This window comes from Streptomyces sp. YS415 (genome assembly GCF_023544665.1).
Classification (GTDB): Bacteria; Actinomycetota; Actinomycetes; order Streptomycetales; family Streptomycetaceae; genus Streptomyces.
Window position 1 is genome coordinate 16441 of sequence record NZ_JAMJFL010000016.1, and the last position, 22795, is coordinate 39235.

The 22795-nt window shown below is 72.8% G+C and carries 23 protein-coding genes; 10 read left to right on the top strand and 13 right to left on the bottom strand.

The window, feature by feature from the left end:
• Positions 1-164 precede the first annotated feature (164 nt).
• Positions 165-2540 carry a SpoIIE family protein phosphatase gene (locus M8H82_RS21440; RefSeq protein ID WP_250076444.1) on the top strand — a complete coding sequence of 792 codons (2376 nt, stop codon included), beginning with the start codon at positions 165-167 and terminating at the stop codon, positions 2538-2540.
• Between the two features lie 205 nt (positions 2541-2745).
• Here the strand turns inward: M8H82_RS21440 and M8H82_RS21445 are convergent, their stop codons facing one another.
• On the bottom strand, positions 2746-4548 hold the full coding sequence (locus tag M8H82_RS21445; protein ID WP_250076445.1) for a ricin-type beta-trefoil lectin domain protein: 1803 nt from the start codon (positions 4546-4548) through the stop codon (positions 2746-2748).
• Positions 4549-4829: 281 nt separating this feature from the next.
• On the bottom strand, positions 4830-5798 hold the full coding sequence (locus M8H82_RS21450) for an aldo/keto reductase (protein WP_250076446.1): 969 nt from the start codon (positions 5796-5798) through the stop codon (positions 4830-4832).
• Between the two features lie 179 nt (positions 5799-5977).
• Between M8H82_RS21450 and M8H82_RS21455 the strand changes: the two genes are divergently transcribed.
• Positions 5978-6832, top strand: coding sequence for a hypothetical protein (locus M8H82_RS21455; RefSeq protein ID WP_250076447.1), 855 nt, complete (start codon positions 5978-5980; stop codon positions 6830-6832).
• A 10-nt stretch (positions 6833-6842) separates the two neighbouring features.
• Here the strand turns inward: M8H82_RS21455 and M8H82_RS21460 are convergent, their stop codons facing one another.
• The 3 genes from M8H82_RS21460 to M8H82_RS21470 form a co-directional block, all read right to left on the bottom strand.
• Positions 6843-7760 (bottom strand): adenosine kinase, encoded by a 918-nt coding sequence (locus M8H82_RS21460; protein ID WP_250076448.1) that lies wholly within the window; start codon positions 7758-7760, stop codon positions 6843-6845.
• A 99-nt stretch (positions 7761-7859) separates the two neighbouring features.
• Positions 7860-8393 carry a flavoprotein gene (locus M8H82_RS21465; protein WP_250076449.1) on the bottom strand — a complete coding sequence of 178 codons (534 nt, stop codon included), beginning with the start codon at positions 8391-8393 and terminating at the stop codon, positions 7860-7862.
• 9 nt (positions 8394-8402) lie between these two features.
• Complete coding sequence (locus M8H82_RS21470) at positions 8403-8849, bottom strand: nuclear transport factor 2 family protein (RefSeq protein WP_250076450.1); 447 nt, start codon at positions 8847-8849, stop codon at positions 8403-8405.
• A gap of 105 nt (positions 8850-8954) precedes the next feature.
• On the opposite strand from M8H82_RS21470, the gene M8H82_RS21475 reads away from it, so the two are divergent.
• Positions 8955-9506, top strand: a complete 552-nt coding sequence (locus M8H82_RS21475; RefSeq protein WP_250076451.1) for a TetR/AcrR family transcriptional regulator — start codon at positions 8955-8957, stop codon at positions 9504-9506.
• Positions 9507-9693: 187 nt separating this feature from the next.
• Here M8H82_RS21475 and M8H82_RS21480 read toward each other — a convergent pair whose 3' ends face one another.
• The gene (locus M8H82_RS21480) at positions 9694-9885 is read right to left on the bottom strand and encodes a ferredoxin (protein WP_250076562.1); all 192 of its coding nucleotides are present in this window, start codon (positions 9883-9885) and stop codon (positions 9694-9696) included.
• Positions 9886-10049: 164 nt separating this feature from the next.
• Here M8H82_RS21480 and M8H82_RS21485 point away from each other — a divergent pair, with 164 nt between their 5' ends.
• Positions 10050-10499: a nitroreductase family deazaflavin-dependent oxidoreductase gene (locus M8H82_RS21485; protein WP_250076452.1), complete on the top strand. Its 450-nt coding sequence runs from the start codon at positions 10050-10052 to the stop codon at positions 10497-10499.
• A gap of 64 nt (positions 10500-10563) precedes the next feature.
• On the opposite strand, the gene M8H82_RS21490 is transcribed toward M8H82_RS21485, so the two are convergent.
• Positions 10564-11487 (bottom strand): cation diffusion facilitator family transporter, encoded by a 924-nt coding sequence (locus M8H82_RS21490; RefSeq protein WP_374211685.1) that lies wholly within the window; start codon positions 11485-11487, stop codon positions 10564-10566.
• 138 nt (positions 11488-11625) lie between these two features.
• Between M8H82_RS21490 and M8H82_RS21495 the strand changes: the two genes are divergently transcribed.
• Positions 11626-12636, top strand: coding sequence for a glutathione S-transferase family protein (locus M8H82_RS21495; protein WP_250076454.1), 1011 nt, complete (start codon positions 11626-11628; stop codon positions 12634-12636).
• A 9-nt stretch (positions 12637-12645) separates the two neighbouring features.
• The gene (locus M8H82_RS21500) at positions 12646-12960 is read left to right on the top strand and encodes a DUF4235 domain-containing protein (RefSeq protein WP_250076455.1); all 315 of its coding nucleotides are present in this window, start codon (positions 12646-12648) and stop codon (positions 12958-12960) included.
• Here the strand turns inward: M8H82_RS21500 and M8H82_RS21505 are convergent.
• The 3 genes from M8H82_RS21505 to M8H82_RS21515 form a co-directional block, all read right to left on the bottom strand.
• A complete protein-coding gene (locus M8H82_RS21505) occupies positions 12957-13349 on the bottom strand; it encodes a VOC family protein (RefSeq protein WP_250076456.1) in 393 nt (130 codons plus the stop codon). The genes M8H82_RS21500 and M8H82_RS21505 overlap by 4 nt on opposite strands.
• 79 nt (positions 13350-13428) lie before the next feature.
• Positions 13429-13893, bottom strand: coding sequence for a pyridoxamine 5'-phosphate oxidase family protein (locus M8H82_RS21510; RefSeq protein WP_250076457.1), 465 nt, complete (start codon positions 13891-13893; stop codon positions 13429-13431).
• A gap of 58 nt (positions 13894-13951) precedes the next feature.
• A complete protein-coding gene (locus tag M8H82_RS21515; protein ID WP_250076458.1) occupies positions 13952-14665 on the bottom strand; it encodes a TetR/AcrR family transcriptional regulator in 714 nt (237 codons plus the stop codon).
• 122 nt (positions 14666-14787) lie between these two features.
• Between M8H82_RS21515 and M8H82_RS21520 the strand changes: the two genes are divergently transcribed.
• Together M8H82_RS21520 and M8H82_RS21525 are read left to right on the top strand one after the other, a co-directional pair.
• Complete coding sequence (locus M8H82_RS21520) at positions 14788-16287, top strand: APC family permease (RefSeq protein ID WP_250076459.1); 1500 nt, start codon at positions 14788-14790, stop codon at positions 16285-16287.
• A 96-nt stretch (positions 16288-16383) separates the two neighbouring features.
• Positions 16384-18015 carry an amidohydrolase gene (locus tag M8H82_RS21525; protein ID WP_250076460.1) on the top strand — a complete coding sequence of 544 codons (1632 nt, stop codon included), beginning with the start codon at positions 16384-16386 and terminating at the stop codon, positions 18013-18015.
• Positions 18016-18059: 44 nt separating this feature from the next.
• Here the strand turns inward: M8H82_RS21525 and M8H82_RS21530 are convergent, their stop codons facing one another.
• The gene (locus tag M8H82_RS21530; RefSeq protein WP_250076563.1) at positions 18060-18914 is read right to left on the bottom strand and encodes a hypothetical protein; all 855 of its coding nucleotides are present in this window, start codon (positions 18912-18914) and stop codon (positions 18060-18062) included.
• 56 nt (positions 18915-18970) lie between these two features.
• Positions 18971-19930, bottom strand: coding sequence for a GlxA family transcriptional regulator (locus tag M8H82_RS36475; protein ID WP_284049175.1), 960 nt, complete (start codon positions 19928-19930; stop codon positions 18971-18973).
• A gap of 71 nt (positions 19931-20001) precedes the next feature.
• Between M8H82_RS36475 and M8H82_RS21550 the strand changes: the two genes are divergently transcribed.
• Positions 20002-20952: an NADP-dependent oxidoreductase gene (locus tag M8H82_RS21550; protein WP_250076461.1), complete on the top strand. Its 951-nt coding sequence runs from the start codon at positions 20002-20004 to the stop codon at positions 20950-20952.
• 242 nt (positions 20953-21194) lie between these two features.
• On the top strand, positions 21195-21575 hold the full coding sequence (locus M8H82_RS21555) for an anti-sigma factor antagonist (RefSeq protein ID WP_250076462.1): 381 nt from the start codon (positions 21195-21197) through the stop codon (positions 21573-21575).
• A gap of 13 nt (positions 21576-21588) precedes the next feature.
• Here M8H82_RS21555 and tuf read toward each other — a convergent pair whose 3' ends face one another.
• Complete coding sequence (gene tuf / locus M8H82_RS21560; RefSeq protein ID WP_250076463.1) at positions 21589-22782, bottom strand: elongation factor Tu; 1194 nt, start codon at positions 22780-22782, stop codon at positions 21589-21591.
• Positions 22783-22795 lie beyond the last annotated feature (13 nt).

A 22795-nucleotide genomic window follows, 5' to 3' on the forward strand; every position in this document is an offset into this window, starting at 1 on the left:
AACTGCCGCGCAACTCCGGGTTCTTCCGCACAACGGCCGGAATGCGGCCTTGACGGTTCCGGCCGTCCGCACCGGGGTTCCTGGTCCGTCCCGGGCCCGGACGCACTACGCTGGAACGCATGTGACCACCGGTCACTGTGAGTGTCCGCGTTGGAGTGGCGACGATGACCCCGCACGACCCGATCGACGACGGCGCGACGGCTCGGGCCGTCATCGACGAGCACGGCACCCTGGTGGAGTGGAACGCCGGTGCCCGGCGACTGCTGGGCTGGTCCGCGGCCGACGTCGTGGGCCGCCCCGCCGCCGAGCTGCTGGCCGACGGCTCGGTGCCGGTCCCGGCGGGCCCCCGCTGGGACGGCACGCTCCCCTTGCGTCACCAGGACGGGCACCGGGTCCGGGTGTGGCTGCTGGCCCACCACCGGTCGCCGGGCGAGGACCGCCCGGCCCACTGGCTCGTGGTCACCCCGCTGGAGGCGGACGGCTCCCGCTCCCCCGGCGACCCGCTGGCCACGGCCGCGCTCACCCAGTCGCCGTGCGCCGTCGCGGTCTACGACGAGCGGCTGCGGCTGAGCCGGATCAACGACGCCATGGCGGACGTACTCGGTCTGCCCGAGGAGCGCATCCAGGGACTCAGGATCTCCGAGATCGGCGGCAAGCCGCAGAGCGAGGAGCTGGAGGAGCAGATGGCCGGCGTGCTGGCCACCGGCCGGGCGCGGGACGTCGAGACGTACATGCGTACCGGCGGTGAGAGCCGCGCGCACGCCTGGCTGGTCCGGATGGCGCCCGTCACCGATGCCGGGGGCCGGGTGCGGGGCGTATGCCTGGCCGCCCATGACTTCACCGAGAACCACCTCTCCCGGGAGCGGCTCCAGCTGGTCAACGAGGCCGGCATGCGCATCGGCACCACCCTCGACGTCACCCGGACGGCACAGGAACTGGCCGATGTGTGCGTGCCCGCGCTCGGCGACTTCGTCAGCGTCGACCTGCTCGACCCCGAGGAGGAGGGCACCGCCCCGCCCGCCCCGATCACCGCGCCGGTCGGACTGCGCCGCGCCGCGCACCGGTCGATCAGCCCGGGCAGCCCGGAGGCCGTGGTCGAGCCGGGCCGCCTGGAGCTGTACCCGGCCGAGTCCCCGCAGGCCGCCTCGCTGGAGGCGGGCCGCACCGTCGTCGCCTCGGTGCCCTCCGGCGATCTCGACGCGTGGCTGGCCTGGGACCGCAAGCGCAGCGCCCGGGTCAGGGAGCACGGCATCCACTCCATGATGTCCGTGCCGATCCGGGCCCGCGGGGTGACCCTCGGCGTGGCGGTGCTCACCCGGTTCCGGCGCCCCGACCCCTTCACCGCCGACGATGTGCTGCTGGCCGAGGAGATCACGGCCCGAGCGGCCCTGTGCGTGGACAACGCCCGGCGCTACTCCCGGGAACGGGAGACCGCCCTCGCCCTCCAGCGCAGCCTGCTCCCCCGGGAGCTCCCGCGCACCCCCGCCGTGGACGCGGCCTCCCGCTACCTCCCGGCCGCCCGCTCCGGTGTGGGCGGCGACTGGTTCGACGTGATCCCGCTGTCCGGGATGCGGGTCGCGCTGTGCGTCGGGGACGTCGTCGGCCAGGGCGTGCAGGCGTCGGCCACCATGGGCCGGCTGCGCACCGCCGTCCGCACCCTCGCCGACATCGACCTGGCCCCGGACGAACTGCTCACCCACCTCGACGACCTGGTCGTACGGCTCTCCGAGGAGGCCGGCGGCGAGGGCAGCCCCGGTGAGGTCGGCGCCACCTGCCTGTACGCCGTCTACGACCCGGTGTCCCGGCGCTGCACGCTGGCCCGGGCGGGCCATCCCGCGCCGGTGCTGGTCCCGCCGAGCGGTGCGCCCCGGGCGGTCGACCTGCCCGCGGGGCCGCCGCTGGGGCTCGGCGGGCTGCCCTTCGAGCCGGCCGAGCTGGATCTGCCCGAGGGCACGGTGCTGGGGTTCTTCACCGACGGTCTGCTGGAGAGCCCCGAACGCGACGTCGACGCCGGTCATGCCCTCCTGCTCGACGCGTTCACGGGCGCCGACGACTCGCTGGACGACATCTGCGACCGGGTCCTGCGCACGCTGCTCCCGCCCGGCGGGGTCGCCGACGACGTGGCCCTGCTGCTGGCCCGTACCCGGGGCCTGCCCGCCTCCCAGGTCGCCACCTGGGACATCCCGGCCGATCCGGCGCTGGTCGCGCCGATCCGCAAGCAGGTCGTCGACCAGCTCGGCTCCTGGCAGCTGAGCGAGGCGTCGTTCACGGCCGAACTGGTGGTGAGCGAACTGGTCACCAACGCCATCCGGTACGGCTCCCAGCCGATCCGGCTGCGGCTGATCCATGACGCGGCCACGCTGATCTGCGAGGTGTCCGACTCCAGCCACACGGCCCCGCATCTGCGCCGGGCCAAGACCTGGGACGAGGGCGGCCGGGGGCTGCTGCTGGTCGCCCAGCTCACCCAGCGCTGGGGCAGCCGGCACACCGCGCAGGGCAAGACGATCTGGGCGGACATCACCCTCCTCGACGAGGCCTGAGCGGGCGTATCGCGTCCCGCGTCTGCCCGGCCCATGGCGAACAGCTCCTCCTGCGGGCGCCGGGCCGCCCCGCTCGCCGGCGCGGTCGTGTCGCTCGGCGCACGGCCAACACCTACTTCTGCGGGTACTCCGGGCAGCACCAGACCGGCCGGCTGGTCATGAAGACCGCCGGTAACTGGATTCTCATGTCCGGCCGTCCCGAGGCTCAGTGGCGTCCGCCGCCGTGGCCGTGGCCGCCCCAGCCGTTGTGGTCGTCGTCGCCCGGGCAGGGGTACGCGTCCGGGGCGCAGGCGCCGGTGGGCGTCGGCGTGGGTGACAGAGCCGGGGCGGTGGTCGTCTTAGGGGGGTTCGAGGGTGTGGGGGCCGGCTTCGGGGTGGGTGCCGCCGGGGTCGTGGGTTCGGCCCAGTTGACGGCCTTCAGCTGCAGTTCGGGCTTGGCGGTGTCGATCACCCAGCGCTGGGCCGGGTCGTCCGTGCGGGTCTTGAGGACCAGGGCGCCGGAGCCGTCGGTGGCGGCGGGCGTGAGCGCCAGCTCCTGGTTCCGGCGCGGGACCAGGGTGCCCTGGCGGGTGAAGTCGTGGCGGAGCTCCGCGGTGTCCGTGCAGGGCGCGAGCCGCACCGAGTAGCCGAGGCGGGAGTCCAGGCACAGATCGGGCTCGGCGGCGCTGCGCAGGCGGGCGTCGGTCTCGTAGACCCACTGCTGGCCGGCCTGGGCGGAGCACTCGGCGAGTTCGGTCTCGGCGCCCTTGACCACCGTGCCGCCGACAATGCCGACGCAGAGCCCGGAGGCGAGGTTGTGCAGCCGGCCGGTCAGCGGGCCCTTCGCCGCCTCGTCGGCCCCGGCCCAGGAGGGCCCGGTCGTCGGCGTGGGGCCCTCGGAGCCGGCGGGCCCGGTGCCGCGGCCGGTGGGGGCGGGGGCGTCCTTCGGGCCCAGGGCGGACCAGAGCACCAAGGGGAGTACGACCAAGGCGCCGGCGGCGGCCCCGGCCACGGTGAGATGACGGCGGCGCACGGCGCGGCGGGCGGCCTTGCGGGCCCGACGGCTGCAGCCGGGCCGCGAGCCCGCCGGGGGCGCCTCGGGTGCGGGCCCGGCAGGCTCCCCGGGCACCGGCCCGGTGCCGAAGTCCTCGCCCATGACGGTCGCCGCCTGAGCCACCGGCGCGCTCTCGTCGTCCGCGCTGCGCGCCCGGGACTCCACGTACTCCCGCGCTGCCCACCCGAGCACGGCCTCCGCCAGCGCCGGGCCGAGTCCGTGGTGGAAGCACGCCAGCTGGTCGGCGGTGTCCCGGCAGTGCTTGCACCCCTCCAGATGGGCCCGGAGATCGGGGTCCACGTCGAACGCGCCCCGCCGGCAGGTGACGTCGAGCAGCCGGAGGTAGCGGCGGCACTCCTGGTCGGGGGCGAGTTCGCGGTGGAGCTGGAGGCACTCCTCGCGCAACCGGTCGCGGGCGCGGGCGAGTTCGACGCGGGCGCCGTCCGCGTCCAGGCCCAGCAGCCCCGCGGGTGTCTCCAGGGGTTCGGCCTCGACCTCGGTGTGCCACAGCAGGCAGCGGGCCGACTGGGGCAGCCGCTGGAAGGCGCCGGACAGCAGACGGCGGTGGGCCGGCGGCAGCAGCCGGGCCGCGACGCGCTCGCCGTCGGCCGCATCCGAGCGGAGTTCGGGGTGGAGCAGTTCCCGCCGCTGGTCGGTGTCCCACTCCCCCGCGACCCGCCGCACGGTGACCAGGAGGTGGGGGCGCCAGGCGGAGGTCGGACCGGTCTGCCGCAGGGTCTGCCCGAAGAGCCTCGTGAACGCCGCGGTGGTGAGCATGCCGGCGGCGCGCGCGGTACTGGTGCACAGCCGCGCGTAGGCGAAGCCCGCCGGCCAGTGCCGGTCGAGGAGTTCACCCACGGGCTGGAGCGCGGGTGACGCGCCCGTCCACTTCTTGAGTTCGGCGCTCAGTTGGGCGTCGGTCAATTCGAGAGGGCGGGCGTTTCCTGGGGAATTCGGCAAGCCTGCGTCGTGCACGCGGCATTCCTCCGGAGGGCATGCGGCATCAGATGGTCCATACCAAGGGGTATGCTCCGGGCGCGGCTCTTTCGAAGCGTGCGAGGTGAGGGAGCGGGGTTCACCTTTGCACAGGTCAGCGAGAGGGAACAAGAGTTCCTGCGGTTTTGTGCATTGCGTGCGCGGCAAAGCAATTGAATACGCGTCAATAAAGGCGTTGAACACTCTGTTGAAGTGAAATGGAAACGGTCCGCGCGGAACCGGGACCGGCGTCCCGCACGGACCGCATGGACCGCACGGCGTCAGTGGCCGACGATGTCGCGGGCCGTGTACGGCTGTTCCAGTTCCTCGATCTCCTTCTGGCTCAGGGTGAGTTCGACCGCGGCGACCGCGTCCTCGATGTGCCCGGGCCGGGCGGCGCCGATGATCGGGGCCGCCACCGTCTCCCGGTGCAGGAGCCAGGCCAGGGCCACCTGGGCGCGGGGGACACCCTGGTCGTTCGCCACCCGGGTGACCGCCTCGACGATCGTGCGATCGCTCTCCCGGTACAGGCGGCCACCGAAGTTGTCGGCCGCGCTGCGGTCGGTGACGGTGCCCCAGTCGCGGGTGAGGCGGCCGCGGGCCAGCGGGCTCCACGGCAGCACACCCACGCCCTGGTCCGCGCAGAGCGGCAGCATCTCGCGCTCCTCCTCGCGGTAGAGGAGGTTGTAGTGGTTCTGCATGGAGACGAACCGGGTCCAGCCGTGCAGTTGCGCCGTGTACTGCATCTTGGAGAACTGCCAGGCGTACATCGAACTCGCCCCGATGTACCGCACCTTGCCGGCCTTCACCAGGTCGTGCAGCGCCTCCATGGTCTCCTCGACCGGGGTGTGCGGGTCGAAGCGGTGGATCTGGTACAGGTCGACGTAGTCGGTGCCCAGGCGGCTGAGGCTGTGGTCGATCTCCGTCATGATCACCTTGCGGGACAGGCCCGCGCCGTTGGCGCCGGGCCGCATCCGGCCGTTCACCTTGGTGGCCAGCACGTACTCGTCGCGCCGGGCGAAGTCGGCGAGCGCCCGGCCGACGATCTCCTCGCTGGTGCCGTCGGAGTAGACGTTCGCGGTGTCGAAGAAGTTGATGCCTGCCTCGAGCGCCTGCCGGATCAGCGGGCGGGACGCCTTCTCGTCGAGGGTCCACTCGTGCACACCTCGGTCGGGCAGCCCGTAGGTCATGCAGCCCAGACAGATCCGCGACACGTCCAGGCCCGTCGAACCGAGCTTCACGTACTGCATCGTTGCTGCTCCTGCCTTCGGGGTCGGTACCAGGGGGAGCGTACGACGCGGACGAGCCGCGCATTGCTGCCCGCAGGTGACCGTGCGGCGTGGGAGCTGCTCGCGGGCCGGATCGCTCCCGCATCCTCGGGCGCAGAGGACCGGCGGCCGGCCGGTCCCGGCGGTACGGGAGGAACGCGGTGCGTCTAGACAGGCTGAGGACTCTGCTCGGGGCGGCCCTGGTGCTGCCGCTGGGCCTCGTGGCACCCGCGTGGGGCCTGCCGAACCCGCCCCCGGCACCGCCCGTGGCGGCACCGGCCACGCTGTGCGCGCCTGCCGGGTCCCTGCACGGCCCGGAGGGGCAGCGGGCCTCGGTGTCCCTGTGCCTGGGCAGTGGGACAGCGATGATGGCGGTCTCGGCGCCCGCGACCTGCCGGCGGGCCGGTTTGTCCGTGCGGACGGCCTGTCTGACCTCGGGTTCCTGGACCGCCCGGCGCAACGGGGTGACCGTCGCCTCCGGGACGCTGCCCGGGTCGCGGGAGTACCCCGGCCCCGGCACCTACGACATGGAGGCCGAGGTCCGGGTCCGTTCCGATCCCGCGGGGGTGGACCTGACCGGCACCGTCCGGGCCACCCTGACGCTCGACGCTCCCAAGGCGGCCCCGACGCACCGCGTCGAGGTGGACCGGTCGACGCTGCGGCGCGGTGCGGCGACGACGCTGACGTACACCGTGCACCGGGACAGCGAACGGGGGGACGGCAGCGCGCGGTTCGGGCTGATCGGTGAGGAGACCTCGGGGGTGGAGCTCGCGACGGAGGACGCCCGCTGCGTCAATCCGCTGGTCGGCCGGCACCCCTCGACGAGCCGCAACCGGTACGCCCTCGACTGCGCGCTGACCGACCTGCAGCCGGGCCGCCCGGCCACCGTGGTCGTCCGGGTCGCGCTGCGGGACACCTGTTCCACGGTCGTCTCCAAGCTCGGCTACTGGATGCCGCAGGGGCAGGCGCTGTACACCGGCGGCATGCTGGCGGGGCCGACGGTCGACTGCGTCTGACCTTCGCGCCTCACACGAGGCCTCCGGCCAACTCGGCCGCGCGGGCCAGGAGTTCGGTGCGGCCGATGGCGTCGGCGCGGGTGGCGGGCACGGTGCAGGCGTACGCCCCGGCGACGGCTCCGTACCGGGCGCACCGGACGGGGTCCTCGCCGTTCAGCCAGCCGAGCAGGAAGCCGGAGGCGAAGGCGTCGCCCGCGCCGTTGGAGTCGACGACCGGGGCCGGCGGGGGGACAGCGGGGATGTGGGTGAGTTTGCCGGCGGTCAGCAGGTGGGCGCCGTCGGCTCCGGCGGTGGCGACGACGACCCGGGCCCGGCCGCGGGCGGCGATGTCCCGCATGGTGCGCTCATGGTCCACGAGGGCGGTGGTGGACAGGAAGACGACGTCGGCGGCGAGGGCGAAGGGCTCGTGATAGGGGTTGGCGCCGTCCCAGTTGTGCAGGTCGGTGGAGACGGTCAGGCCCGACTCCCGCAGCAGGGGCAGGGCGTGGGCGCAGGGGTGGGTGATGACGACGTGGGCGTGCCGGGCGGCGGCGGCCAGGGCGCGCACGGTCTCCTCGGGGAAGCGGTCGGCCTCCTGGGAGCGGGTGTCGTCGTACAGGGACAGCCGTCGGCCGTCGGGGCCGACCAGGTTGACCGCGCGCTTGGTGCCCGCGGGCCCCGGTACGGCGGTCAGCGGGATGCCGTGGTCGCGGTGGAGGGCGCGGACCAGGTCGCCCTCCGGGTCGTCGCCGAGCATGTCGAGGTGGTGGGTGCGCAGGCCCAGGGCGGACAGGCCGAGCGCGACGAAGTCCCCGCTCTGTCCCGCGCGGCTGTTGATGCCGGGGCGGATCATGTAGCTGTCGGCGTAGGGCAGGGGCAGTTCGGGGACATGGACGATCGTGTCCACGCCCGCGCCGCCCAGGACCAGGACGTCGGTCTCGGTGCTCATGGGGTCGCGTCGTTCCTCTCGGCTCGGAGAGGCGAGTCAAACAGCCCGGCACGGTGACTGCAACAACTTGCTGCAAATTGCGGAAAGTTGCCTCTCCGGCTACGGCAGGTCCAGGAGGTCCAGGGCGCGCTCCCATCCGAACTCCGGCCGTCCGCCGTCCGGTCGGGGGTCGCCGGTGTAGGGCTCCCCGAAGCGGACGCCCATCCCGCGCAGCCGCGTCAGGCTCTCCTGGTACGCGGGATGGGCGGCGAGCGCGTCGGCCACGCAGGGCAGGGCGGCGACCGGGACGCCCAGGCCGGGGGCCTCGCACAGGGTGGCCACGGCGAGGGTGTCGGCTAGGCCCCGCGCCCACTTGTTGACGGTGTTGAAGGTGGCGGGCGCGACCACGACCGCGTCCGGCGGCGGGAAGGGGCGCGGATCGCCGGGGGTGCGCCAGGCGGAGCGGATCGGGCGGCCGGTGAGCGCCTCCACGGCGGCCGTGTCGAAGAAGCCGTTCATCGCCACGGGTGTCGCGATGACCCCGACCTCCCAGTCCCGCTGCCGCGCGGCGCGGACGAGTTCGCCGACGCCGGCGGCGATTCCGGCGGCGCAGACGACGACGTAGAGGAAGGGTTTGCCGGCCTGTTCGGTCATCCGGGAACCCTACTGAACGGGCAGCGGCTCCTCGCGGCGCGGGCCGAGGATGCGGCGTTCGTGCTCCTCGATGCGCAGGTCGTTGATGCTGGCCTCGCGCCGGGTCATCAGGCCGTGCGCGTCGAACTCCCAGAGTTCGTTGCCGTAGGACCGCCACCACTGGCCGTCGGCGTCCTGGCACTCGTACTGGAAGCGGACCGCGATGCGGTTGCCGTCGAAGGCCCACAGGTCCTTGCGCAGCGCGTACGCGCGTTCCCGGGCCCACTTGGCGGTGAGGAACTCCACGATCCGGGCGCGGCCGGTGAGGAAGGTGTCGCGGTTGCGCCAGACGGAGTCCTCGGAGTAGGCGAGCGCCACCTTGTGCGGGTCGCGGGTGTTCCAGGCGTCCTCGGCGGCGCGCACCTTGCGGGCGGCGCTCTCGCGGGTGAACGGGGGCAGGGGCGGGCGGTCGGACACGGGGCCTCCTGACTACGGGAGAACGGGCGTTCTCCGCTACGCTCGGCACGGTAGGAGAACGCACGTTCTCGCGTCAAGGAGCCGTCGGACGGGGAGTGGCCGGACATGGACAGCGCAACCGCCCGGGAGCGGGCCCTCGACGCCGCGGAGGAGCTGTTCTACGGCCGGGGCATCCAGTCCGTGGGCATGGACGAGCTGCGCGGCGCCTCGGGCGTCTCCCTCAAGCGGCTCTACCAGCTCTTCCCCGCGAAGGAACAGCTGGTCGAGGCCTACCTGGAGCGCCGCGACGGACGCTGGCGCGGTCGCCTCGCCGCCCATGTGGAACGCGAGCCGGACCCCGCCGCGCGGGTCCTCGCCGTCTTCGACTGGCTGGAGGGGTGGTTCGCCGAGGACGGCTTCCGCGGCTGCGCCTGGATCAACTCCTACGGCGAACTCGGCGCCACCTCCGACCGGGTGGCCGAACAGGTCAGGAGGCACAAGCGTGCGTTCCGCGACTACCTCGGCGCCCTCGTGGCCGGCGCGGGCCTGCCCGGTGACCTGACGGGGCCGCTGTTCCTGCTGGCCGAGGGCGCCATGGTGACGGCGGGCATCACGCGCAGCGCACAGCCGGCGGCCGAGGCCCGCGAGGCGGCGCGGCGGCTGCTGGAGTGCCGCTGAGGTCAGGACGCGGCAAGCGCCGTCACCGCCGCGCGGGCGCCGCCGCCCGGGTCGTGGTGAAGGGGACGGCAGTGCTTTCGGGAGCGCTCCCAAAATGCCGTGGTGGACCTCCTCGGCGGGCACGCCGTGATCGCCGACCCGGACCGGCTCAGCCGGGTGGAGGTGGGTGTCCTCGGTCCGCCGTGGCTCAGCCGGACACGGTGATCGCGCCGACCGGGCAGGCGCGGGCCGCCTCGTCGAGCGACGGGTCGTCCGAGTAGGCCTCGTGGCCGGGGAGCAGGATGCCGTAGCCGTCGTCGTCCTGGGTGAAGACGCCGGGCGCGGCCAGGGCGCACTGGCCCGCGCCGATGCAGACGTCCTTGTCGATGTCGATGTGCATGACCGTCAGCCTCTTACAGGTCACGGGTTCCGGCATCCGCAGATTCGGGTGCGCCGAGGGGCAGGTCGGCCGGATCGCCTCCCTGCGAACGGATGAAACGTGCACGCATCTGTGTTGGGGTAGGTAGAGCGTCAGCCGCGGAACACGACGATGGGACCGATGCCATGCCTCTTGACGGCGAGTACGAACCCAGCCCGACGCAGTGGGTGCGCGAGCAGGTGGAGCTGTACGAGAGTTCCGGCGGCACCCGCGGCACGACCCTGCGGGACACCGGCCTGCCGGTCATCCTGCTGACCACCCGGGGCGCCCGCAGCGGCAAGCTCCGCAAGACCCCGCTCATGCGCGTCGAGCACGAGGGCCGGTACGCCGCGGTCGCCTCCCTGGGCGGGGCGCCCCAGCACCCCGTCTGGTACCACAACGTCCGGGCCGAACCGCTGGTGGAACTCCAGGACGGCCCCCACAAGCGGGACATGAGGGCGCGTGAGGTCACCGGAGCCGAGAAGGCCGCTTGGTGGGAGCGGGCCGTGGCGGCGTATCCGCCGTACGCCGACTACCAGCGGAAGACCGAGCGGGAGATCCCGGTGTTCGTCCTGGAGCCGGTCGAGGGCGACTGACGGGCCTCGCACGAAAACTTTTTTCTCAGCACGCATGAACCCCCGCCCCCCGGGCACCCGATCGTCAGGCCCCGCCGCGTTCCCCCGTCGCGGCGGGGCTTTGTCGTCCCTCCTGGGCGGCCCGGTCGGTGATGTCCAGGAAGATCTGCTCCGCCTCGGGCACGGCCTCGCCGACGGCCCGCTTGATCCGTACGGCGACCTCCTCGACCTCTTCGCTGTCCAGGCCCGGCACCAGGTCGACCCGCGCGGCCACCAACGCGCTCTCCAGGCCCGTCTTCATGGTGAACAGCGCCTCCACACTGTCGATCTCGGGCTGCGCGCAGAGCAGCTCCCGGATCCGGTCCGCCGCAGCGGGATCGGCCGCCTCACCGATCAGCTGGTCACGCGCCTCGCGGCCCAGCCGGTAGGCGACGTAGACCAGCAGGGCGCCGATGGCGAGGGAGGCGGCCGCCTCGTAGACCACCTGGCCGGTGACCATGTGCAGGGCCATGCCCACCAGGGCGAGGGTCACGCCGAGCACCGCGGTGCCGTCCTCCGCGACGACCGTACGCAGCGCCGGGTCGCGCAGCCCGCCGTCGCCGAGACCGCCCTGCCGGTGCACCTGGTACAGGGCCCGGGCCAGCGAGGTGCCCTCGGCCAGCAGGGCGAAGGCGAGCACGACCAGACCGGCCACATAGCCCTCCAGCTCCTCCTCGGCGCCGTTCCTGAGGGCCTCCACGCCCTGGTAGAAGGAGAAGCAGCCGCCCATGACGAAGATCCCGACGGCGGCGAGCAGCGACCAGAAGAAGCGTTCCTTGCCGTAGCCGAACGGGTGCCGGCGGTCCGCGGGACGGCGGCTGCGGCGCAGCGCGGCGAGGAGGAAGACCTCGTTCACGCTGTCGGCGACCGAGTGCGCCGCTTCCGACAGCAGGGCCGGTGAGTGCGCGGCCAGCCCGCCCACCGCCTTGGCCACGGCGATGACGAGATTGGCCGCGAGCGCCACCAGCACGGTGATCCGCGTCCTGCTGTCCGCTTGTGTCGTCGTGCTACTCATTTTTCGGCGAATGCCCGGCGCAGGGCTGATCACACGGTGCCGTCGGGCGAAATCGGGGGACCCGGTGGAGGTCCGACAGGAGAGGAGGGGCTGATGCCCCACGACGGCAACGCCGCCTACGGCCACAAGTCGTTCAAACGGTCCGCGGGCCACTTCACCGACCGGATCACCGCCGACGGCCGGGACGGCTGGCCGGTGGAGGCGGGCCGCTACCGGCTGGTCGTCAGCCGGGCCTGCCCGTGGGCGAGCCGGGCGGTGATCTCCCGGCGCCTGCTGGGCCTGGAGGACGCCCTGTCGATGGCCGTCACCGACCCCATCCAGGACGACCGCAGCTGGCGCTTCACCCTCGACCCGGACGACCGGGATCCGGTGCTCGGCATCCGCTTCCTCGCCGAGGCCTACGACGCACGCGAGAAGGACGCCCCCGGCGGGGTGAGCGTGCCCGCGCTCGTGGACGTGCCGAGCGGGCAGCTGGTCACCAACGACTACCAGCGCATCACCCTGGACTTCGCCACCGAGTGGACGGCCCTGCACCGGGACGGGGCGCCGGACCTGTACCCGCGGGAGTCGCGGGACGAGATCGACACGGTCATGGCGGAGGTCTACAGGGACGTCAACAACGGCGTGTACGCGGCCGGGTTCGCCACGGACCAGAAGGAGTACGAGGCGGCCTGCGCGGGAGTGTTCCGGCGGCTGGAGCTGCTGTCCCGGCGGCTGGAGGGGCAGCGGTACCTGGTCGGCGACACGATCACCGAGGCGGACATCAGGCTGTTCACCACACTGGTGCGTTTCGACGCCGTCTATCACGGTCACTTCAAGTGCAACCTGTGGAAGCTGGCGGAGAACCCGGTGCTGTGGGCGTACGCCCGCGATCTCTACCAGACGCCCGGGTTCGGTGACACCGTCGACTTCGACCACATCAAACGGCACTACCACCAGGTGCACACCGGCATCAATCCGACCGGCATCGTGCCGCTCGGCCCGGACCTGTCCGGCTGGCGCGCCCCGCACGACCGGGAGAGGCTGGGCGGCCGGCCCTTCGGCACCGGCGCCCCGCCCGGGCCGGTGCCCGCGGCCGAGCAGGTGTCGGACCCGACCCCTTAGGAGACAGACGTGGCCAAGAAGAAGGAACAGAAGCTGAAGCTTCCCCTCGCCTACAAACCCCTCGGCTTCGCGATCGGCTGGGCGGGCGGCGCGCTGGCGGGCATCGCCTTCCAGAAGACGTGGAAGGCGATCCGGAACGAGGACGACGCCCCCGACGCCCTGGACCGGGAGCGCGGCTGGGGCGAGATCCTGCTCGCCTCCGCCCTCCAGGGCGCCATCTTCGCGGTGGTCCGCAGCGCCCTGAACCGCACCGGGGCGAAGGCCGTCGAACGGACCACCGGAGTGTGGCCGTCCGAGGTCAACAAGGACGGCAACAACCCCTAACCCTGTTTCGGCGCCGTCGGTGTCACAAGGCGCAGGGTGAAGGAGTGACCGGCCGGGTCGGCGTATCCGCGTTCCTCGAAGGGGCCCGAGGCGTCCTTGGTCTCCAGCGGGCGCCCGCCCAGGCCGATCACCCTGCGCTCGGCCTCGTCCAGGTCCTCCACCACGAAGTCCAGATGCGTCTGGAGGGAGTTCTCCGGGCGGGGCCAGCTCGGCGGGGTCGCGTTCACGTCGCGGCGGAAGGCGAGCCGGGTGCCGTCCGCGCCCTTGATCTCCACCCGGTTGGCGTTCGCCTCGGTCTGCTCGGCCTCCAGGAACTCCTTGTAGAACACCGCGAGTTTCTCGGGCTCGGCGCAGTCGAGCACCAAGACCCCCGCTTTCACCAGTGCCATGTCTCCTCCGTACGGTTGCGGGAGCGGAGCCGAACTGCCCCGCCGCCCTTACCCGTTCGGATATCCCCGCCCGCGCAAATCAGTCCGCGATCAGCCACTCCCCGTCGCGCATCAACTCCCGTCCGGCGAGCTCGTTCGCCTCGCGCCAGGCCTGCACACGCCGCGGCCGCACCCGGAAGTACAGGTACTCGGTGGTGAGTTCGCGCGGATCGAAGCCGGTCCTGGCAGCGAACCGGTCCCCCTCCCCCGCCCTGAGTCCGTCCGGCGTGAGCGCCTCGACGGTGCCGTCGACCATCACCACGTCCCGGGTGGGCCCGAGGCCGATCCGCACGGTGCCGGTGGCTCGGAGGTTCCGGCCGGTGGGACTGGCGGCGGGCGTCGCGAGGAGCAACGTCTCACCGTCCCAGAGGAAGGACAGCGGCACGAGGTAGGGCGCTCCCCCGTCGGTGCCGGCGGTGGCGACCCACAGGTCCTCGTCGTGCTCCAGGCGGTGCAGGGTGTCGAGCTTGCGCTGCTTCGCGGGCCGTGCGGGCGGCGGGGTCATCGGGAACAGCCTCCTGGCGGGACGTCGGTCGGTGGGGAGCAAGTGTGGCAGCGGGTGATCACGTACGTCCCTGGATTTCCGCGAGCCGGGCCGCCGCCGCGTCGAGCAGCAGATCCAGGGCGGCCGGATAGGAGCTGCGCCGCATGTCGGCGACGAGATGGCGGGCGGTCGCGGCGATGTGTGGATGGGTGCCCGCGGGCAGCCGGGCGTACGTGGCTTCCCACACGGCGCTCTCGGCGTCCCGGGCGGCCTTCGGCAAGGCTGTGCTCGCCGAGTCCAGGGCGCCGAAGGCGAGGGCCTGGTCGACGAAGGCGTGGTAGACGCGCACCGCCTCGGAGTCGGGGAACCCGGCGTCGCGCACCAGGCCGAGGATGGTCTCCACGGCCTGGATCTCGTGCACCCGCCCGGTCACCCGGTAGGCGCTGAGCACCGCGGCCCGGGGGTGGGCGAGCGCCCCCGCGTGCATGCGCAGGCCCAGGTCACGCAGGTCGGCCCGCCAGTCGCCGGTCGGCCGCCAGGTCCGCAGGGTGCGGCCGATCAACTCGTCGGCGATGGCGAGCATCAGGTCGTCGGTGTGCCGGAAGTAGCGGTACAGGGAGCTGGGGTCGGCGCCCAGGGCGCGGCCGAGGCGGCGGACGGACAGCGCCTCGGCGCCGTGCTCCTCGATCAGCCGCAGCGCGGTGGCGACGATCAGCTCCTCGGACAGCACGACGCCCTGCTTGGTGGGGCGGCGGCGCCGCCGGTCGGCGGCCGGGACGACACGGTCGCTCATGGTTGCCTCCGTTGTCCAGGTGGGCGCACCTTACGACAACACCGTTGACCTGTGAAGCCGACGGCCAGTTTCATGTGCGGTCACCGGGGCCTGTCGGGCCCCCTGGTGCGAGCGGAGCCACCATGACCGTCACTCCTCCAGCCGTGGGCCCACCCGCGCTGCGCAAGTCCCTGGGCGTCCTCGACGGCGTCGCCATCGCCGCGTCGAGCACGGCGGCCACCACCAGCATCGGCATCGGCCTCGGGGTCACGGCCGGGGTGGTGGGACTGCATCTGCCGGCGATCATGCTGCTGGCGTTCCTGCCGGTGCTCGGCATCGCGGGGGCCTACTCCCGGCTCAACCGCGTCGAGCCGAACGCGGGCAACGGCTATGTCTGGGTGGGCCGTTCACTCAATCCCTGGCTGGGTTTCATGGTCGGCTGGGTGAGCATCGTGGCGACGGTGGCCTTCCTCGCGTACACCACCGCGGTCACCGGCTCGGCGATGATCCAGCTCGCCGGGGACGCGGGCGTGCACCGGCTGGGCGGCCTGGACCTGGACCCGGGCTCGACCGCTCAGACGACCGCGGTGGGCATCGTCGTGCTGGTCGCGGTCACCCTGACGGCGGTGACCGGCGTCCGCAAGGCGGCCCGCCTCCAGGGCTGGCTGCTCGTCTTCGAGTACGCCGTCCTGCTGGGCTTCTGCGGCTACGGCATCGTCACCGGACCGCACGCGTTCAGCCTGAGCTGGTTCGACCCGTTCGCGATCCCGTCGCCCACGGCACTCGCCCAGGGCCTGCTGCTGTCGGTGTTCTGCTACTGGGGCTTCGAGGCGGCGTTCACCGTCACCGAGGAGGTGCGCGACCCCCGCGACGCGTCCAGAGCCGGCTTCACCACCCTGTTCACCATGCTGGCGCTCTTCCTGCTCGGCTCGGTCGCCTTCCAACGGGTGCTGTCCCCGGAGGAGTTGGCCGGTCACGGCGCCGAGGGCCTGGCGTTCTTCGGTGACCGGCTGGCCTCCCAGCCGCTGGCGGCGCTGCCCCTGGTGGCGCTGATGTTCTCGGCGGTCGCCTCGCTGCAGGCCGGGGTGATTCCGGCGGCCCGGGGGATGTTCGCGATGAGCCGGGACCGTACGCTCGGCCCGGTGTGGTCCAAGGTCAGCCCCCGGTACGGGACTCCGGCGGCCGGGACGCTGCTGGTCGGCGCGCTCGCGGCGGCGGTCGCGACGCTGGCCCTGGTCATTCCGCGCCTGGCGGACATGATCATGGCGACGGTGAGCGCCATCGGCATCGTGGTCGCCCTGTCCTACGCGCTCACCGCGCTCGCCGCCGCCGTCCGGTTCCGTGCCCTGCTGCGCGAGGACTGGCGGCAGGGCGTGCGGGCGGTGGTGCTGCCCACGCTGAGCGCCCTGACCCTGCTCGGGCTCGGCGGCTACCTCGGCTGGTCCTTCTACACCTCCGCCGACCATTTCGAAGTCAGCGCGGACAACGGCTGGTTCCTGCTGGCCACTCCCCTGGCGATGATCGCCTCCGGCCTCCTGGCCGCCGCGTGGGCCCGGTTCGTGCGCAGATCGCCGTACTTCCGCACCGGTCGGGGCACCGACGCGGACGCCCTGCCGGGCGCACCGCTGAAAGTGCCGCGATAGGCCGTCCCTCCTGCGCGGCGCCGTCGTGGCCGGTCGCGCAGTTCCCCGCGCCCTCTGAGGCGGCGCCTTCACCCTTCTAGTCGCAAGGAACCCCACATGCACGCAGACCTGCTCTTCACCGGCGGCCCCGTCCTCACCCCCGAGGGCCGCACCGCCACCGCCGTGGCCGTCACCGGCGACCGCGTCACCGCCGTAGGAGGGGACGAGGTCCGGGAGCTCGCCGGGCCGCGCACCGAGGTGGTGGAGCTGGCCGGACGGCTGCTGCTGCCCGGCTTCCAGGACGCGCACGTCCATCCGGTACCGGCGGGCCTCGAACTCACCCAGTGCGATCTGACCGGGGCGAAGACCGCGGCCGAGTCGGTCGCCGCCGTCCGCGCGTACGCCGACGCGCACCCCGAGCGGGAGTGGATCACCGGTGGCGGCTGGTCCATGGAGGCGTTCGAGGGCGGTACGCCGGCCAAGGAGCTGCTGGACGCGGTGGTGCCCGACCGGCCGGTGTACCTGCCCAACCGCGACCACCACGGGGCGTGGGTCAACAGCCGCGCCCTGGAACTCGCCGGGGTCACCCGCGACACCCCCGACCCGGCCGACGGGCGGATCGAGCGGGACGCCTCCGGGGCGCCCAGCGGGACGCTCCAGGAGGGGGCGATGCACCTGGTCGGCCGGCTCACCCCTGCCGCCACGCCCGGGGACCGGCTGGCCGCGCTGCTGCACGCCCAGCGCCATCTGCACTCCCTCGGCATCACCGCCTGGCAGGACGCGCTCGTCGGGGACTTCCTCGGCATGGACGACCCGGCCGGGGCGTATCTGGCGGCCGCCCGCGACGGCTCACTGACCGCGCGCGTCGTCGGCGCGCTGTGGTGGGACCGCGGACGCGGCGCCGAGCAGATCCCCGAACTCGTCGAGCGGCGCGAGGCGTTGAGCCACGGCCGGTTCCGGGCCGGCACCGTGAAGCTGATGCTGGACGGGGTCGCCGAGAACGGCACCGCGGCCCTGCTCGACCCGTACCTGGACCGGTGCGGCTGCGCCACCGCCAACCGGGGCACCAGCTTCCTGGACCCAGGACAACTGCCGAAGTTCGTGACCGAGTTGGACGCGCTCGGTTTCCAGTGCCACTTCCACGCGCTGGGCGACCGGGCGGTACGCGACGCCCTGGACGCGATCGAGGCGGCACGCGGGGCGAACGGGCCGAGCGACACCCGGCCGCACCTGGCCCATCTCCAGGTCGTGCACCCCGATGACGTGCCGCGGTTCGCGGCGCTCGGGGCCACGGCGAACATCCAGCCGCTGTGGGCGGCGCACGAACCGCAGATGGACGAGCTGACCCTTCCCTTCCTCGGGCCCGAACGGGCCGGATGGCAGTACCCGTTCGGCGCGCTGCTGCGCTCCGGAGCCCGGCTCGCGGCGGGCAGCGACTGGCCGGTCAGCAGCCCCGACCCGCTGGAGGGCATCCATGTGGCGGTGAACCGGGTGGTGCCCGGCGGCACGGGGCCGGTGTTCCTGCCCGGCGAACGCATCGCTCTCGCCGAGGCGTTGACCGTCTACACGGCCGGATCGGCGTACGTGAACCATCTCGACGACACCGGGGCGGTGCGGGCGGGGGCGCTGGCGGATCTCGTGGTCCTGGACCGCGATCCGTTCGCCGGACCACCGGAGGAGATCGCGGAGACCCGCGTGGCACGGACCTATGTGGGGGGCGCGCGAGTGTACGCGGCCGAAGGGGCCTAGGCAGGCACGGTGATCACGACTGGGTCCGGGCCTGGCCCCGGTCCTCAGGCGCAGCCGAAGCCGTCCTTCACCCCGGGCCACCGCTCGACCCCGTCGGGGGTGCGGACGTACGCCGCGGACGGGTCGTCGTCCGTCAGCCACAACTCCCAGCCCTGGTACCGGTATCCGGTGTCGCGGGCGTCGGCGGGCAGGCGGGCATCGCCGTCGTAGCGGGAGGTGAGGGCGCCCGGGGGCAGCACCTTCGCGGGGTCGCGGGCGTACAGCCTCGCGTCCTCGCCCCGGCCCGTCGACAGGAAGTGGGCCCGCTGCCAGTCGCAGTGCTCGGGACCCGGATTGCTGTGCGCCGTGGTGGTCGGCACGCGCCGCCCGTGCCGGTCGGTCCAGATCTCGTACCCCTGCGCGGTGGTGAAGCTCTCCGGCAGTTCGGCCGGGTCGCAGGAAGCGCTGGTCTCCGGGCCCCAGCCGGGCCGGTTCTTCCGGTCCTCGGCGACGATCACGGCGACCTTGGTGCGGCCCCCGACATCGAGGGAGTACAGCACCCGGCCGTCCTCCCGGCGCTCCTCGCGGTAGCCGGTGCGGGGCACGTCGGGCTGCTCGATGTCGAAGTGGACCTCGAGGCCCTCCTCCGGAGTGGCGCCCCCGTCCCCCTCGCTCCACGGGTCGCTGCCGCCGCCCGAGTGGATCTCGCCGTCGCACTCCAGGGCGCGGCCCGCGGCGCCGGATCCGATCCGGGTCGCCCGCGGGCTGTCCTCGTCGAGCTGCCGTACGGGTACGTGCAGCGGTCCTCCGTACGGCGTGGCCGGGGCCGAACCCTCGACCACCACGCCCTCCCCGTCGTCGCCGCAGCCCACCGCGGTCACGGCCACCACGAACGCCACCGCCATCAGCCGTGTGCGCACATCCACCCCCTGCAGGTTGTCCGTCGCTCCTCCGACGCGGCCGCGGCCGGGAACGTTCAGACCCGGCGCGATTCCTGGAAGGTCCGGCGGTAGGCCTGGGGGGAGACGCCGATCGCCGCGTGCAGATGCTGGCGCAGGGAGGCACCCGTGGCGAAGCCGACCTCGCCGGCGATGTGGTCCACCGGCAGATCGCTGGCCTCCAGCAGATGCCGGGCCCGGGCGACCCGCTGCTGGATCAGCCAGCGGCCGGGGCTCAGACCCACCTCCTCGTTGAAGCGGCGGGCGAAGGTGCGCCGGCTCATCCGGGCGTGGGCGGCCAGGTCGGCCAGTGTCAGCGGCTCGCCGAGCCGCTCCAGGGCCCAGGCGCGGGTGGCCGCGGTGCCGGCAGCGCCCTGGTCGGGGACCGGCTGCTCGATGTACTGGGCCTGGCCGCCGTCCCGGAAGGGCGGCACGACGCAGCGGCGGGCGACCCGGTTGGCCAGCTCGCTGCCGTGGTCCTTGCGGACCAGATGCAGACATACGTCGACGCCGGAGGCGGCACCGGCGGAGGTGAGCATGCGGCCGTCGTCGACGAACAGCACATCGGGGTCGACGTCGACCTGCGGGAACCTGCGGCTGAAGTAGTCGGCCACCTGCCAGTGGGTGGTGGCTTTGCGGCCGTCGAGCAGTCCGGCCTCGGCGAGCACGAAGGCACCGGTGCAGATGGAGACCACGCGCGCCTCGGGGCGGATCAGCGCCAGGGCGGCGGCGATCTCGTCCGGAAGCTCACCGGGGATGTGCGCCGGCTCGATCGCGGCGATCACCACGGTGTCGGCGGTGGCCAGGATCTCGGGGCCGTGGGCGACGCCGATGGTGAAGTCGGCGTTGGTGCGCACCGGCCGGCCGTCGACGCTGCACGTCAGCACCTCGTACCGGCCGTCCGCGGCGCCCAGGATCCGGGCCGGGATGCCCAGCTCGAAGGGGTAGACCCCCTCCAGTGCCAGGACGACGACCCGTTCCACTCGCGCTCGCTGCATGGCACGATCGTAGCGGACATTGGCAATCTTGCCATTTTCCGGACGGGTGACATCCGCCAGGCTGGACGACCATGAGCACTGTGAACTCCATGCGCGCCATCGGCCAGGACGTCCTCGGCGGTCCCGAGGTCCTCAAGGAAGTCGAGCTGCCGCGGCCCTCGCCGCGCCCCAACGAGATCCTGGTCCGGATGCGGGCTGCCGGGATCAACCCCACCGACTGGAAGCACCGCCAGCACGGCGGCTTTCTGGGCCGGCCGCCCTTCGTCCTCGGCTGGGACGTCTCCGGGGTGGTCGAGGAGGTCGGCATCGGCGTCGCCCGCTTCCAGCCCGGCGACGAGGTCTTCGGCATGCTGCCCTACCCCTTCGGGCATGGCTCGCACGCCGAGCTCGTCACCGGTCCGGCCCGCGCCTTCGCCCTGAAGCCCGCCGTCATCGACCATGTCCAGGCGGGCGCGCTGCCGCTGGTCTCGCTGACCGCCTGGCAGGCGCTGGCCGAGACGGCCGACCTCCAGGCCGGGCAGCGGGTGCTGATCCACGCGGCGGCCGGCGGGGTCGGTCACGTGGCCGTGCAGATCGCCAAGGCGCGCGGCGCGTACGTCATCGGCACGGCGAGCGAGGGCAAGCACGACTTCCTGCGCGAGCTCGGCGCGGACGAGCTGATCGACTACCGGTCGACGGACTTCGCCGAGGCCGTGCGGGACGTCGATGTCGTCCTGGACACCATCGGCGACGACTACAGCCTGCGCTCGCTGCGGGTGCTGCGCCCGGGCGGGCTGCTGGTGTCGATCCTGCCGGTCGGCTCGGACGAGCTGTACCAGGAGGCCGAGCGGCTGGGCGTGCGCGCGCTGCGGATGCTCGTGGACGCCTCGCACTCCGGGATGCGGGCCGTCGCGGACCTGGTCGAGCAGGGCGCCTTGCGGGCCACGATCGCCGGGACCTTCCCGCTGGCCGACGCCGCCGAGGCGCACCGGCTCGGTGACACCGGCCGGACCACCGGAAAGCTGGTCCTGCTGGGCGAGTGACCCGGCCCGCGCATGTCTCCCGCACCGCCTGACCGAGGTCCGTGAACCAACGGCCTTCGGTCAGGCGGTGCGGTCTCGGCCATCGTGCGTGCCACCCGGCGTACTCCGGCGCGCAATTCGAAGACATATGTCAATCGAACATGCTCAAATGCACGCCATCGAGGGTAACTTGCAGTGCGGGGAACGTTTTCGGTCCCCCCACAACCCCGCCGCCCTGGCCGCAAGTTGGAGGCGATGTCGTCGTGCAGCAGGAGCCTGCGCCGCTCACCCGCCACTTGCGCGTCCGCCAGGACCGGGGGCACACGGTCCTGGAGTTCCACGGCGAGATCGACATCGCCGCGGCGGTCGAACTCCTCCCTTGGCTGGACCGGTTGACGGCCCTCCCGCACCCGCGGATCGTGATCGACCTGCGGCCCGTGGAGTTCTTCGACTGTTCAGGGCTGCGGCTGCTGTACCGGGCGCGTCGCCGCGTCCTCGACCACGGCGGACAGCTCTTCCTGGTCTGCGTCCATCCGCTGACCCTGCGCATGCTGCGGCTGACCGGGCTGTCCAGGCTGCTGCCTCCGCATCCGACGCTGGACGCGGCCCTGGGCCGGCCCGAGGCCGCGTCCGGCTCGGTGTGACGCTGGCGGCCGGCTACGTCACGATCCTGGTGACCTGTCCGGCGCCGACGGTCCGCCCGCCCTCGCGGATCGCGAACTTCAGTCCCTCCTCCATCGCAACCGGCTGGATCAACTGCACGTACATGGTGGTGTTGTCGCCCGGCATCACCATCTCGGTGCCCTTGGGCAGGGTCACCACGCCCGTGACGTCGGTGGTGCGGAAGTAGAACTGCGGGCGGTAGTTGTCGAAGAACGGCGTGTGCCGACCGCCCTCGTCCTTGGACAGGATGTACGCCCGCGCCTCGAACGCGGTGTGCGGCATGACCGATCCGGGCCTGATGACGACCTGCCCGCGCTCGACGTCCTCCCGTTTGACGCCGCGCAGCAGCAGGCCGACGTTCTCCCCGGCCCGGCCCTCGTCGAGGAGCTTGCGGAACATCTCGATGCCGGTGACCGTCGTCCTCGTCTTCTGCTCGTGGATGCCGATGATCTCGACCTCGCTGTTGACGCGCAGCGTGCCGCGCTCGATGCGGCCGGTGACGACGGTGCCCCGGCCGGTGATGGTGAACACGTCCTCGACCGGCATCAGGAACGGCTTGTCCACGTCCCGCCGCGGTTCCGGCACCGCCGAGTCGACCGCGTCGAGCAGGTCGAGCACCGACTGGGCCCACTGCTCGTCGCCCTCCAGCGCCCGCAGGGCGGAGACCTTGACCACCGGCACCTCGTCGCCCGGGAAGTCGTAGGCGGTGAGCAGCTCGCGCACCTCCAGCTCGACGAGTTCCAGGATCTCCTCGTCGTCCACCAGGTCCGTCTTGTTCAGCGCGACGACGACGTAGGGGACGCCCACCTGCCGGGCCAGCAGCACATGCTCCTTGGTCTGCGGCATCGGCCCGTCGGTCGCCGCGACGACCAGGATCGCGCCGTCCATCTGAGCCGCGCCGGTGATCATGTTCTTGATGTAGTCGGCGTGTCCGGGACAGTCGACGTGGGCGTAGTGCCGACGTTCCGTCTGGTACTCGACATGGGCGATCGAGATGGTGATGCCGCGCTGCCGCTCCTCGGGCGCCTTGTCGATCTGGTCGAACGGCGTGTACGGGTTCAGGTCGGGGTACCGGTCGTGCAGCACCTTGGTGATGGCTGCCGTGAGCGTGGTCTTGCCGTGGTCGATATGGCCGATGGTGCCGATGTTCACGTGCGGCTTGGTCCGTTGGAACTTCGACTTGGCCACTGCGGGGCCTCCT

Coding starts and splice junctions, on each gene's coding strand:
- M8H82_RS36475 (WP_284049175.1), bottom strand. CDS start 19,930: ATGCAGCGAGCGCGAGTGGAACGGGTCGTCGTCCTGGCACTGGAGGGG.
- M8H82_RS21475 (WP_250076451.1), top strand. CDS start 8,955: ATGGACAGCGCAACCGCCCGGGAGCGGGCCCTCGACGCCGCGGAGGAG.
- M8H82_RS21495 (WP_250076454.1), top strand. CDS start 11,626: ATGCCCCACGACGGCAACGCCGCCTACGGCCACAAGTCGTTCAAACGG.
- M8H82_RS21525 (WP_250076460.1), top strand. CDS start 16,384: ATGCACGCAGACCTGCTCTTCACCGGCGGCCCCGTCCTCACCCCCGAG.
- M8H82_RS21550 (WP_250076461.1), top strand. CDS start 20,002: ATGAGCACTGTGAACTCCATGCGCGCCATCGGCCAGGACGTCCTCGGC.
- M8H82_RS21465 (WP_250076449.1), bottom strand. CDS start 8,393: ATGACCGAACAGGCCGGCAAACCCTTCCTCTACGTCGTCGTCTGCGCC.
- M8H82_RS21485 (WP_250076452.1), top strand. CDS start 10,050: ATGCCTCTTGACGGCGAGTACGAACCCAGCCCGACGCAGTGGGTGCGC.
- M8H82_RS21460 (WP_250076448.1), bottom strand. CDS start 7,760: ATGAGCACCGAGACCGACGTCCTGGTCCTGGGCGGCGCGGGCGTGGAC.
- M8H82_RS21510 (WP_250076457.1), bottom strand. CDS start 13,893: ATGACCCCGCCGCCCGCACGGCCCGCGAAGCAGCGCAAGCTCGACACC.
- M8H82_RS21520 (WP_250076459.1), top strand. CDS start 14,788: ATGACCGTCACTCCTCCAGCCGTGGGCCCACCCGCGCTGCGCAAGTCC.
- M8H82_RS21505 (WP_250076456.1), bottom strand. CDS start 13,349: ATGGCACTGGTGAAAGCGGGGGTCTTGGTGCTCGACTGCGCCGAGCCC.
- M8H82_RS21480 (WP_250076562.1), bottom strand. CDS start 9,885: ATGCACATCGACATCGACAAGGACGTCTGCATCGGCGCGGGCCAGTGC.
- M8H82_RS21450 (WP_250076446.1), bottom strand. CDS start 5,798: ATGCAGTACGTGAAGCTCGGTTCGACGGGCCTGGACGTGTCGCGGATC.
- M8H82_RS21515 (WP_250076458.1), bottom strand. CDS start 14,665: ATGAGCGACCGTGTCGTCCCGGCCGCCGACCGGCGGCGCCGCCGCCCC.
- M8H82_RS21440 (WP_250076444.1), top strand. CDS start 165: ATGACCCCGCACGACCCGATCGACGACGGCGCGACGGCTCGGGCCGTC.